This is a genomic window from Citrobacter sp. XT1-2-2 (genome assembly GCF_023516235.1).
GTDB classification, from domain to species: domain Bacteria; phylum Pseudomonadota; class Gammaproteobacteria; order Enterobacterales; family Enterobacteriaceae; genus Citrobacter; species Citrobacter werkmanii.
In genome coordinates this window covers 2,270,542-2,283,145 of sequence record NZ_CP097324.1, presented here as the reverse complement: position 1 = coordinate 2,283,145, position 12,604 = coordinate 2,270,542, and the positions used below count along the sequence as shown (strand labels likewise).

The 12,604-nt window shown below is 50.7% G+C and carries 12 protein-coding genes; 8 read left to right on the top strand and 4 right to left on the bottom strand.

Annotated elements, in window-relative coordinates; all coding sequences use genetic code 11:
• Nucleotides 1-807, top strand: coding sequence for a peptide ABC transporter ATP-binding protein SapF (gene sapF, locus M4I31_RS10820; RefSeq protein ID WP_038640937.1), 807 nt, complete (start codon nucleotides 1-3; stop codon nucleotides 805-807).
• A gap of 40 nt (nucleotides 808-847) precedes the next feature.
• On the opposite strand, the gene M4I31_RS10815 is transcribed toward sapF, so the two are convergent.
• Nucleotides 848-1,537 (bottom strand): EAL domain-containing protein, encoded by a 690-nt coding sequence (locus M4I31_RS10815; protein WP_085048107.1) that lies wholly within the window; start codon nucleotides 1,535-1,537, stop codon nucleotides 848-850.
• 443 nt (nucleotides 1,538-1,980) lie between these two features.
• Here M4I31_RS10815 and fabI point away from each other — a divergent pair, with 443 nt between their 5' ends.
• The 7 genes from fabI to osmB all read left to right on the top strand — a co-directional run bounded on the left by fabI (nucleotide 1,981) and on the right by osmB (nucleotide 10,089).
• Entirely contained in the window at nucleotides 1,981-2,769 is a 789-nt protein-coding gene (gene fabI / locus M4I31_RS10810) for an enoyl-ACP reductase FabI (protein WP_038640941.1), read from the top strand.
• 212 nt (nucleotides 2,770-2,981) lie between these two features.
• Nucleotides 2,982-4,124 (top strand): carboxymuconolactone decarboxylase family protein, encoded by a 1,143-nt coding sequence (locus M4I31_RS10805; RefSeq protein WP_085048106.1) that lies wholly within the window; start codon nucleotides 2,982-2,984, stop codon nucleotides 4,122-4,124.
• A gap of 89 nt (nucleotides 4,125-4,213) precedes the next feature.
• A complete protein-coding gene (locus tag M4I31_RS10800; protein WP_085048105.1) occupies nucleotides 4,214-6,148 on the top strand; it encodes an exoribonuclease II in 1,935 nt (644 codons plus the stop codon).
• Nucleotides 6,149-6,411: 263 nt separating this feature from the next.
• The gene (gene pdeR, locus M4I31_RS10795; protein WP_085048104.1) at nucleotides 6,412-8,403 is read left to right on the top strand and encodes a cyclic di-GMP phosphodiesterase; all 1,992 of its coding nucleotides are present in this window, start codon (nucleotides 6,412-6,414) and stop codon (nucleotides 8,401-8,403) included.
• A gap of 182 nt (nucleotides 8,404-8,585) precedes the next feature.
• Complete coding sequence (locus M4I31_RS10790; RefSeq protein WP_042308514.1) at nucleotides 8,586-8,768, top strand: hypothetical protein; 183 nt, start codon at nucleotides 8,586-8,588, stop codon at nucleotides 8,766-8,768.
• Nucleotides 8,769-8,849: 81 nt separating this feature from the next.
• Nucleotides 8,850-9,602: a DNA-binding transcriptional regulator YciT gene (locus M4I31_RS10785; RefSeq protein ID WP_085048103.1), complete on the top strand. Its 753-nt coding sequence runs from the start codon at nucleotides 8,850-8,852 to the stop codon at nucleotides 9,600-9,602.
• A gap of 268 nt (nucleotides 9,603-9,870) precedes the next feature.
• Nucleotides 9,871-10,089: an osmotically-inducible lipoprotein OsmB gene (osmB, locus tag M4I31_RS10780; RefSeq protein WP_038640946.1), complete on the top strand. Its 219-nt coding sequence runs from the start codon at nucleotides 9,871-9,873 to the stop codon at nucleotides 10,087-10,089.
• A gap of 89 nt (nucleotides 10,090-10,178) precedes the next feature.
• On the opposite strand, the gene yciH is transcribed toward osmB, so the two are convergent.
• The 3 genes from yciH to lapB form a co-directional block, all read right to left on the bottom strand.
• The gene (gene yciH, locus M4I31_RS10775) at nucleotides 10,179-10,505 is read right to left on the bottom strand and encodes a stress response translation initiation inhibitor YciH (protein WP_061381244.1); all 327 of its coding nucleotides are present in this window, start codon (nucleotides 10,503-10,505) and stop codon (nucleotides 10,179-10,181) included.
• Entirely contained in the window at nucleotides 10,506-11,243 is a 738-nt protein-coding gene (gene pyrF, locus M4I31_RS10770; RefSeq protein WP_139815561.1) for an orotidine-5'-phosphate decarboxylase, read from the bottom strand.
• Between the two features lie 189 nt (nucleotides 11,244-11,432).
• Nucleotides 11,433-12,602: a lipopolysaccharide assembly protein LapB gene (gene lapB, locus M4I31_RS10765; RefSeq protein WP_038640951.1), complete on the bottom strand. Its 1,170-nt coding sequence runs from the start codon at nucleotides 12,600-12,602 to the stop codon at nucleotides 11,433-11,435.
• Nucleotides 12,603-12,604: the final 2 nt, after the last annotated feature.

Genomic DNA, 12,604 nt, shown 5'->3' with positions numbered 1-12,604 from the left:
ATGGTAGAAACCCTGCTCGAAGTTCGCAATCTGAGCAAAACCTTTCGCTACCGGACGGGTTTATTTCGCCGCCAGACCGTTGAGGCCGTTAAGCCACTCAGCTTTACCCTGCGCGAACGTCAGACACTCGCGGTCATTGGTGAGAATGGTTCCGGTAAGTCCACGCTGGCAAAGATGTTAGCTGGCATGATTGAACCCACCAGCGGTGAACTGCTGATTGACGATCATCCGCTCCAGTATGGTGATTATTCATTCCGTAGTCAGCGTATCCGTATGATTTTTCAGGATCCGTCAACATCGCTTAACCCTCGCCAGCGTATTTCACAAATCCTTGATTTCCCGCTGCGTCTGAACACCGACCTGGAACCTGAACAGCGTCGCAAACAGATTATAGAAACGATGCGCATGGTTGGACTGTTACCTGACCATGTGAGCTATTACCCGCATATGTTGGCGCCGGGGCAAAAACAGCGTCTGGGGCTTGCCCGCGCGCTTATTTTACGACCTAAAGTGATTATCGCCGACGAGGCCCTTGCCTCTCTGGACATGTCGATGCGTTCGCAGCTCATCAATTTGATGCTGGAATTACAGGAAAAACAGGGGATTTCGTATATCTATGTGACTCAACATATCGGCATGATGAAGCACATTAGCGATCAAGTATTAGTCATGCATCAGGGTGAAGTTGTTGAGCGTGGCAGTACCGCGGATGTTCTGGCTTCCCCGCTGCATGAGCTGACTCGTCGTCTGATTGCAGGGCATTTTGGCGAGGCGCTCACCGCCGACGCCTGGCGGAAAGATCGCTAACAAAGCCGCTGCCCTCCGAAACCGGAGGGCAAGTGCGCCATCAGTGACCAACACCGGGTAAGAGCAGTGTCTCAACCTCGTTAAAAACGACTGACGGAAAAACGCTCCCCTGTATCGCCCAGACACCTGCGGCGCTGACGTCATCGATAAGTCGTAATGTTTCGACCCCCTCCACCGCAACGCGATCGCAATATTCCCGGATGTTTTTGATAAGCACCGGGAACATCGGCTTTTCTACCTGTTCAAGGAAGAAACCGCGATCCAATTTAACCACGTCAAAATGACCGCAAACCAGCGGACTTGCCCCGACGTTACCGGAGCCGAGATCGCCCAGCCATAGCGCGTTTGGGCCGTCACAGAGTGAATTAATCAGCAGATTATTCAGGCAAATCGTACTCGACAGAAAACGCTCTGACAGTTCCAGTGCAATAAAGGGCATTGCGTGTAGGGCCGACTTGATGACCGGATCACCAATCGCCAGAAGTGCCATTTCATCGATGAGATGAAGGGTACAGAGCAGATTGTTGCTCTCAAACCAATCACGCTTTTCGGCAATTAACTGAATTTGCTTGAGCATGAAATTACGCTTTTGTTCGCTATTCCACGCTGAAACGACGAAATCTGCATGCAATGGGCGAACCGTATCTGCAGCAAACCGGGCGATCATCTCCACGCCCAGCAACTTATTTGTTGTGTCTCTCATCGGTTCCGCGATGAAATGATAGTGCATAAGACCACTCCAATTGATCATAACTTCCTGATAATGCACTTTTAATCACAATCAATCAATAATATCGATCAATGTATCGATATTGATCGATAAAAACAATATATCATAACAATCTGAATATATGCATGTTTTTTGTTTTAAGAAAGTTCCTACCTTGCTATGTTTATTAACATCAGCTAGCGCCTTAATAATACCATTTTAGCGCCTTTAAAGCCTTGTATTTTCTCATTGTCTTCAATGCAATACGGGTCGGGCAAAGCACAACCAGGGGAAGTAATATCCTCGCCATTTGCAATGAATGGTAAGGGGCATTTAGGGGTGATAACCATTCTAAAAGGAACAATGAGTAGGATATAATTTCAGCCCAATTTCGCGCGTTTTTGACATGGCAATCATCACGCATTGATTGCTACGAAGAAGCAATGACCATAAGGATTAAAGCTATGGGTTTTCTTTCCGGTAAGCGTCTTCTGGTGACGGGTCTTGCCAGTAAATTGTCCATTGCCTGGGGAATCGCTCAGGCAATGCATCGTGAAGGCGCTGAACTGGCGTTCACCTACCAGAACGACAAACTAAAAGGCCGAGTGGAGGAATTTGCCGCTCAACTGGGGTCCAGCATCGTACTACAATGTGATGTTGCCGAAGATGCCAGCATCGATGCGATGTTCGCTGAACTGAGCCACTCCTGGCCGAAATTCGACGGATTCGTGCATTCCATCGGTTTCGCGCCTGCTGACCAGTTGGATGGCGACTATGTGAATGCGGTCACCCGCGAAGGTTTTAAAATTGCTCATGACATCAGCGCTTACAGCTTTGTTGCGATGGCAAAAGCTTGCCGCTCTATGCTTAACCCTGGCTCTGCGCTACTGACGCTATCCTACCTGGGTGCAGAGCGCGCAATCCCTAACTACAACGTGATGGGTCTGGCGAAAGCGTCTCTGGAAGCCAACGTCCGTTACATGGCTAACGCAATGGGTCCTGAAGGTGTACGAGTGAACGCCATTTCCGCAGGTCCAATCCGCACTCTTGCCGCTTCCGGCATCAAAGATTTCCGTAAAATGCTGGCGCATTGTGAAGCGGTGACGCCGATTCGCCGCACCGTGACGATTGAAGATGTAGGCAATTCCGCAGCATTCCTGTGCTCCGATCTTTCTGCCGGCATCTCTGGTGAAGTCGTTCACGTAGATGGTGGCTTCAGCATTGCAGCGATGAACGAGCTGGATCTGAAATAATCGTTTAGTCCTCTGTGGGCGGCCTGCCGTCGCCCATGATTTTCACCTCCTCCTCCACTGCCCTGTGCCATATATACTTTTCCGATATTTATTATCACGTAACAATCTTTCATCCCCTCATCGGCTTACGTCAGGATATTGCAGCGCAAACGATCCGGCGTAGATGTATGACGACGTGTCCGGGTCGCCACTTTTTAGACCAAGGAACGCCCATGGAACAACGCCGCATTGTAGGCAAAAGCCACTGGTATCATGAGACGCAATCCAGCACGTATCCGCAAGATGTTCTGCCGCTGGTGCCGGAGGCCGCTCATGTTGACGACAGCTTTTTACTGGACCTGGCGATACCTCATGACGTGCTTTTACCCTTTCAATCCTGGTTAACCCCTGCCCGTAAACTTGCCCAACTTCTTTTCCCTGCTCACGTCGTACTGGATCGGATGCATACGTTCAGCGCCTATGAACGGATGAGTACAGCCCTGACCGTCGCTCAGGTGTATGGCGTGCAGCGATTGTGTAATCACTATGCCGCGCGCTTAACGCCGCTGCCCGGTCCTGATTCGTCTCGCGAAAGTAATCATCGACTGGCGCAAATCACCCAATATGCGCGCCAGCTCGCCAGTTCACCGGCTGTGATCGGCGAGCGGGACCGTCAGCACCTGGATGCGGTCGGGCTGACCAGCTGCGATAGCATATTGATGAATCAAATCATCGGCTTCGTCGGTTTTCAGGCCCGGGTAGTCGCATTACTTCAGGCCTGCAGCGCTCACCCGGTACGTCGAATACCGGGCCTCGATATACAGCAATTCGCTCACGCTTCGCCATTTAGCGCCACCAACGCCAGCTGGCACGCTGCGCCATTAGAACCCGAGCAGATGCACACCCGCGCGAAACTGCGCGCGGATTATCCCAACGAACTGCACGCGCTGCTCCCCCTGCTAGCACATTCACCTGCCGTTTTAGATTTACTTGGGTCACTGATTTCCAGCACGCTACGCAGCGATATGCCGACGCGGGCATTTTCTCTGACGACCCTGATGACATCACGCATCAACGGCAGCGTGTCCTGCTTTAATGAACATGCGCATACGGCATATGAATTAACTGACATCATCACTGTCCTTCGTCAGGATGAACGTGAATTGCAGCGCTGGGAACAACGACATCCGGTTGAGCGCGTCACCCTGCAGGCGGTACAATGGCTCACCCGAGCGCCCGACCGCTTTAGCGCCGCACTGTTAACACCGTTGTTCGATCAGGGTATCTCTTCAGAACAGGCGATTAACCTGCTGGCCTGGAGTGGATTATGCGGATGGTTAAATCGCTTGAAAATCGCGCTGGGCGAGACGTATTAACCGATCCACTTACTTAAAGAGCGCTTGCTGCAACTGACAGAATCGCGTAAAACTGTCAGCCGCTCTTTTAGCCACGAAAATAGACAATTATGCTTCAGGACAACCCGCTGCTAGCGCAGCTTAAACAGCAACTACATTCCCAGACGCCGCGTGCTGAAGGGGTGGTAAAAGCCACGGAAAAAGGCTTTGGCTTCCTGGAAGTCGATGCACAAAAAAGCTATTTCATTCCACCGCCGCAGATGAAAAAAGTGATGCATGGCGACCGTATTGTTGCGGTGATCCATACGGAAAAAGATCGTGAGTCTGCTGAACCGGAAGAGCTAATCGAACCCTTCCTGACGCGCTTCGTGGGTAAAGTTCAGGGCAAAAATGACCGTCTGTCTATTGTGCCGGATCATCCGTTACTGAAAGAGGCGATCCCTTGTCGCGCCGCCCGTGGCGTTGAGCATGAATTTAAAGAAGGTGACTGGGCCGTGGCAGAAATGCGCCGCCATCCGCTGAAAGGCGATCGCACCTTCTACGCTGAACTAACCCAATTTATCACCTTTGCGGACGATCACTTTGTCCCGTGGTGGGTCACGCTGGCGCGCCATAATCTCGAAAAAGAAGCACCGGACGGCGTTGCGACCGAAATGCTGGACGAAGGTCTGGTGCGTCAGGACCTGACCGCCCTCAATTTCGTCACCATCGACAGCGCCAGCACCGAAGATATGGACGATGCGCTGTATGCTGAAGAACTGGCCGATGGCAAGCTACAGTTAACCGTTGCTATTGCCGATCCTACCGCCTGGATTGCAGAAGGCAGCAAACTGGATAAAACGGCGAAGATTCGTGCGTTCACCAACTATCTGCCGGGATTCAATATCCCGATGCTGCCACGTGAACTGTCTGACGATCTCTGTTCTCTGCGCGCGAACGAAGTACGCCCGGTTCTGGCTTGCCGCATGATCATTACCGCCGACGGTACGATTGAAGACAACATCACCTTCTTCGCTGCGACTATCGAGTCTAAAGCGAAGTTGGCCTATGACAACGTCTCCGACTGGCTGGAAGGCACCGGCGACTGGCAGCCTGAAAACGACGCGATTGCTGAACAAATCCGTCTACTGCATCGTATTTGTCTGAGCCGGGGTGAATGGCGTCACAACCACGCGTTAGTATTTAAAGATCGTCCGGATTACCGTTTTGTCCTCGGTGAAAAAGGCGAAGTGCTGGATATTGTGGCGGAACCGCGTCGCATCGCTAACCGTATCGTAGAAGAGTCAATGATTGCGGCAAATATTTGTGCTGCACGCGTTCTTCGCGACACGCTGGGCTTTGGAATTTATAACGTCCATATGGGATTTGATCCGGCAAACGCTGACGCACTGGCCGCGCTACTGAAAACCCATGGTATGCATGTAGATGCCGAAGAGGTCCTGACGCTGGAAGGCTTCTGCAAACTGCGCCGCGAACTGGATGCGCAGCCTTCCGGTTTCCTCGATAGCCGTATCCGCCGGTTCCAGTCGTATGCTGAAATCAGCACCGAACCAGGCCCGCACTTTGGGCTGGGTCTGGAAGCATATGCCACCTGGACCTCTCCTATTCGTAAGTATGGCGACATGATCAACCACCGTCTGCTTAAGGCCGTCATCAAAGGCGAAACGATTGCCCGTCCGCAGGATGATACGACCCTGCAAATGGCCGAACGTCGTCGTCTGAACCGCATGGCTGAACGCGATGTGGGTGACTGGTTATACGCCCGCTTCTTGAGCGACAAAGCCGGCACCGACGTCCGCTTCGCGGCCGAGATCATTGACGTCAGCCGCGGCGGTATGCGAGTACGTTTAGTGGATAATGGCGCAGTCGCATTTATTCCGGCCCCGTTCCTGCATGCTGTTCGTGACGAACTGGTATGCAGCCAGGAAAGCGGCACCGTACAAATCAAAGGTGAAGTGGTTTACAAAGTCACGGATGTGATTGATGTAACCATTGCCGAAGTGCGGATGGAAACCCGCAGCGTTATCGCACGTCCAGCCGTGTAACATTGATAAAGCTAACGGCCTTTCTCTTTCTGTGAAAGGTCGTTTTCTTTTCCCTCCCAAATCTCCATCACGCACTACACTTCTTTCATCCGGTCTAATTTATTTTTTACTATTTTCAGTTCCGCTAGCTTTGCTTTTTTTAGATTCTGCATTACATATAAATACATAAATAAAACAATACGTTCAGCCATAGTCACCCTGTATGAATCATGGCTAACTATACTTTTGAGGCTCTATGCGCTTTAAACGGGATAGTACACATCATGAAAGACGTCCGGGAGCGGGTTACGTTGTATAGCTATGTGGGCACTCATAACCCCTACTGGCGTTTGTCAGAGGATTGCAACATCCTGCATTTCTCTATCGACGAAGCGTCAGCAGTCGATCAGACCGTCGAATTGTCAGCTGAGCAAGCCGACCGCATTCGCGAAATGACGGTGATTACATCGAGCCTGTTGATGACGCTTCCCATTGAAGATGACGACATACCCGTGCATCTGGTCGGCAGGAAAATCAATAAGCGCGAATGGGCGGGAAGCGCATCCGCCTGGGATGACACCCCTTCCGTCGCGCGCGACCTGGCTCACGGCCTCTCTTTCGCTGAGCAGGTCGTTTCTGAAGCTAACTCCGTCATTGTCATTCTTGACCGTATGGGCAACATTCAACGTTTTAATCGCCTGTGCGAAGAGTACACCGGTCTCAAAGAGCGCGAAGTGATTGGCCAAAGCGTTTTCACGCTGTTTATGAGCCGGCGCGAGGCCGCAGCCTCACGGCGCAACATTGAGGTGTTTTTTCGCGAAGGTAACTCTTATGAGGTCGAACGTTGGGTTAAAACCTGCAAAGGCCAGCGTCTGTTTCTGTTCCGCAATAAGTTTGTGCATAACGGTAGCGGCAAGAACGAAATATTTCTGATCTGTTCCGGTACCGATATTACTGAAGAGCGCCGCGCGCAGGAACGTCTACGGGTATTGGCCAATACCGACTCCATCACTGGTTTACCGAACCGCAACGCAATTCACGAGCTGATCAGCAACGCCATTGAAAACGCGGGCGATACGCAGGTTGGGATTGTCTATCTCGATTTGGATAACTTTAAAAAGGTGAACGACGCCTACGGTCATATGTTTGGCGATCAGTTGTTACAAAGCGTGTCGCTGGCTATCCTCAGTTGCCTCGACGACAACCAGCTACTGGCCAGGTTTGGCGGTGATGAATTCATTGTCCTTGCCACCGAAACGTCCCAGGGTGCGCTGGAGGCTACGGCATCGCGTATCCTGACGCGCCTGCGTCAACCTTTTCGCATTGGACTGATAGAAGTCTATACCGGATGTTCAATCGGTATTTCTCTCGCGCCACAGCATGGACAGGACGGCGAGAGCGTCATCCGTAACGCGGATACGGCCATGTACACAGCAAAAGAAGGCGGTCGTGGTCAGTTTTGCGTCTTCTCACCGGAAATGAATCAACGAGTTTTTGAATATTTGTGGTTGGATACCAATCTGCGTAAGGCGCTGGAAAACGATCAACTGGTTATCCACTATCAGCCAAAAATAACCTGGCGCGGAGAAGTTCGTAGTCTGGAGGCTCTGGTTCGTTGGCAGTCCCCGGAACGTGGCCTCATACCGCCGTTGGAGTTTATCTCCTACGCCGAAGAATCAGGGCTCATCGTTCCGCTCGGTCGATGGGTTATTCTGGACGTCGTGCGCCAGGTGGCAAAATGGCGTGCCAAGGGGATAAATCTACGCGTGGCGGTAAACGTGTCTGCGCGCCAGCTCGCCGACCAGACGCTATTTACCGCTCTCAAGCAGGTGCTTCACGATCTCAACTTTGAATACTGCCCGATCGATGTTGAATTAACGGAAAGCAGTTTGATTGAAAATGAGCAGTTGGCGCTATCCGTCATTCAGCAATTTAGTCAGTTGGGGGCACAAATCCATTTGGATGATTTTGGCACCGGTTATTCGTCGCTATCTCAACTGGCCCGCTTCCCGCTTGATGCGATAAAACTGGATCAAACCTTTGTCAGAGATGTGCACAAGCAACCTATTTCGCAGTCGCTGGTGCGGGCCATTGTCGCGGTCGCGCAAGCGCTCAACCTGCAGGTCATCGCCGAAGGCGTTGAAAGTGCAAAAGAGGATGCGTTTTTGACCAAGAACGGCGTCAATGAGCGTCAGGGATTTTTATTCGCCAAGCCGATGCCTGCAGTTGCGTTCGAACGATGGTATCGACGACACCTGAATAAAAAAACGCGATAATGCAGAAAGATTCCTCGAAGAAAATAGCCATAAATGGACAATACGTGATGATTCTATCTGTATGTAATCACAGAATATATAATATTCTTCAATCATTCAGGTTAATACTATTTTTCCCTTCTCTTTTGCCATGAAATTCTGCATCATGAAATTCAAACTCTATTGCCCTTTGGATGATGACCATGTCTGATATCGACGCTCAGCGTCTGGCCGAACGCATTGATACCGTGCTGGATATCCTCGTTGCAGGTGATTACCACTCAGCCATCCACAATCTCGAAATTCTGAAGGCTGAACTGTTAAACACAGTCAAAGAAGATACTCAATCTTTGTCAACTAAACAGAAAGCTCCGTGGGAGATCTGATGACATCGCTCTCTTGATGTTACTGCTATCAGCAGACTTCCGTTTATTTTCCGATACGATATTGCTATAAAAATTAATACTATGAATTCCCGACAACAATCCATTTTGCAGATGGTGACCGATAAAGGTCAGATGAGCGTCGCCGATCTGGCAAAAATCACCGGCGTTTCAGAAGTGACGATTCGACAGGATCTGAATACGCTGGAAAAACAGAGTTATTTACGCCGTGCGCACGGATTTGCTGTTTCATTGAACAGCGATGATGTGGAAACACGCATGATGACCAATTTCACGCTAAAACGTGAGCTGGCCGAATTCGCTGCATCACTGGTCAGCCCCGGCGAGTCTGTATTCATTGAGAATGGCAGCAGCAATGCGCTCCTGGCAAGAACCCTGGCGGAGCAAAAAGATGTCACTATCATTACGGTGAGCAGCTACATCGCTCACCTGCTCAAAGAAACACCCTGTGAAGTGATTCTCCTCGGCGGGATTTATCAGAAGAAAAGTGAGAGCATGGTCGGCCCCCTGACTCGCCAGTTTATCCAGCAGGTACACTTCAGTAAGGCCTTCATCGGCATTGATGGCTGGCAGGCAGAAACCGGCTTCACCGGACGCGATATGATGCGTTCTGATGTGGTTAATGCGGTACTGGAAAAAGGCGCAGAGGTTATTGTGCTTACCGACAGCTCAAAATTTGACGCCATTCATCCTTATACCCTGGGGCCTTTAGCACGATTCAGTCGCGTCGTGACGGACTCTAAGCTCAGCGCCAGCGTACAAATGCAGCTTGAACATTCAGGATTAACCGTCAATATCATTGATACCAACGCATAATGGCTGCGCAAGATGATTTGTCGGCAGGCAAATCATCTCCTCTCTGAGAGTTATCTGACAACCCAATTAAGACTTTTTACCTGTTGTTAACAGGATAAACTCGTAGAATTAATATTAGCGATATAACAGGAGCGAACATCCAACTGCAGGATATTGGTTGTCATGCCTTCGCTAAACGGTTTCACGGAAATATCTTTGATAGTCGCGATTTAACGCTATCCTTAAAGAACACTGGATTCCGTGAATCAATAATTCAGGAGAAAGTATTATGTTAGTAACGAGCAAAAAAATGACCGCAGCCATTCTGGCGCTTACTCTGGCAATGTCTCTGAGCGCCTGCTCTAACTGGTCCAAACGCGATCGCAATACCGCTATCGGTGCCGGTGCGGGTGCAGTAGGTGGTGCAGTCCTGACCGATGGCAGCGCGCTGGGTACGCTGGGTGGTGCTGCTGTTGGTGGTATTATTGGCCATCAGGTAGGTAAATAATTTACGGTTGACCGGCTCGATATAATTAAACGTTTACTTTTTCAGCTCTGTATTTTAAAAAGCCACGGATTATCTCCGTGGCTTTTTTATTAACCGCCAGCCAGTTTGACTTTCATGCCTTTGGCCTCCAGCAATGATTTTATCAGGTCACGTTTATCGCCCTGAATTTCAATCACGCCATCTTTTACCGCCCCACCGCAACCACATTTTTTCTTCAGTTCCGCGGCTAATTTAGCCAGTTCCGCATCATCCTGATCAATACCGGTGATCAGGCACACGCCCTTGCCTTTACGACCGCTGGTCTGGCGTTGAATGCGGACAATACCATCACCCTTTGGACGCTCAGGGGCGGCCTTCGGTTCTTCAATGCGTCCGGAGTCGGTTGAATAGACCAGGCGAGAGTTTGAATCGCTCATTTACACACCTCGTTTCAGAGTGGCATTGATCATCTTCAGCGTCTGCGCCGGGTCGGCAGACTGCGTGACCGGACGACCAATCACCATGTAATCCACACCGGCTAACTGCGCCTGCTCTGGCGTCATAATACGACGCTGATCGCCCGCCTCGCTGCCTTCAGGACGAATACCCGGGGTCACTAACTTAAATGCCTGTCCAAACGCCTGTTTGAAACGTACCGCTTCCTGGGCAGAGCATACGACTCCATCCAGCCCGCAATGTTGGGTTAAACGCGCCAGTCTTTCAGCATGCTCCGCAGGTGACAACGTCACACCGAGATCGGCCAGATCGCTGGCTTCCATGCTGGTTAGCACCGTCACAGCAATCAGCAATGGCGCATCGTTACCAAAAGGCACCAGGGCCTCACGGGCTGCCGTCATCATGCGCGCCCCGCCAGAGGCGTGTACGTTAACCATCCACACGCCAAGGTCGGCAGCCGCAGCTACGGCATGTGCAGTTGTATTGGGAATATCATGAAATTTCAAATCCAGAAAGACGTCAAAACCGCGCTGTTGTAGTTCGCGAACCAACTGAGGTCCAAAAAGCGTGAACATCTCTTTGCCCACTTTCAAACGGCAATCACGAGGATCAATTCTGTCGACAAAAGCTAATGCTTTATCACGATTTGCGTAATCAAGAGCGACAACGACAGGAGAATCAGTAACAGCACGAGAAGAAGATGAAGCAGTAAACGTCATGACCAGACCTTCCTGAGGATGGGCGCCACCGGTGGCGCAAAATGGGTAAACGGCGTGCATTCTACCTGCGGCAATAGAAAATTAACAGGCGCGATTACATTTCTGCCAGGCGAACCGGCTGTGGAGGTTGATGATGGGACGATTACACCCTATAAGGATGTTGTAACTAAGTTGAAGCTTTTTTAAAAATTACAGCCCATCAAGCCCACGAATAGGTTTAATGGTTGACCATGAACGGCAGGATGGACAATGCCAGTACAGCGTATAAGCGGTAAACCCGCATTTTTGACAGCGATAGCGCGGCTTACTACGTACCTGCTCCCCGACCATATCGCGCAGCACCATCAGGCTCTCTTTGGCGCGCCCTTCTTCTGCTTCGTTAAGATGATAATCCATCAGCTTGTGGAATACACGCATCGTAGGATGGCGCTGCAGCTGACGAGTAATATAAACCTGAGCGGTATCAGTTCCCTCACGCGCCTCAAGGATATCTGCAAGCATCAGTTCAGCGGCGGCACCGGTATTTTCCTCAACCGCACGGCGTAAAAACTCTGCCCACTCATCGTTTTTGCCCAGATGCTGGTAGCAGCTTTGCAGCATTTCCAGCGTTTCACTGACCAGCTCTTTATCCTGAGAAATCACCCGTTGCAGACTTTCAACCGCCCTGGAGTAATCGCCGTTCAGCATATATACGCGCCCCATCATAATGGAAACGCGGGCGCTGTTTTTGTCTGCTGCCGCCCCTTTTTTCAACAGCGTCATGGCACGATCCATATCGTCGTTGCCCATTTGCTGTAACGCCAGTTCGCAATAGAAATGCGCTATCTCAATGCGTTGTTTGTCTTTGCCAAGCTTTACCAGACGCTCTGCAACGTCAATGGCTTTTTGCCATTCGCTGGTTGCCTGATAAATTTGCAGCAACTGTTGTAATGCCCCAACGCGAAAATCTGTTTCATCAGTAAGCTGATTGAACATGTCTTCCGCACGGTCATACAGGCCTGCGGCCATGTAGTCGCGGCCCAGTTGTTGCACTGCCAGCAAGCGCTGTTCGTATGTCAGCGAGGCACTTTCCATAAGCGTTTGGTGGATGCGGATTGCACGATCGACTTCACCGCGCGAACGGAACAGGTTTCCGAGGGTGAGATGAGCCTCAACGGTGCCCGTGTCCTCTTTCAGCATATCAAGGAACAGATCCACCGCTTTATCTTGTTGGTTGCTCAGGAGGAAGTTAACCCCGGCGACATAGTCACGGGAAAGTCGGTTGGCTTCATCCTGCTTTGTTTGTTGCGCACTTCTGCGACCCATATACCACCCATAGGCAGCGGCTACAGGTAAAAGCAGAAACAACAACTCCAACATAA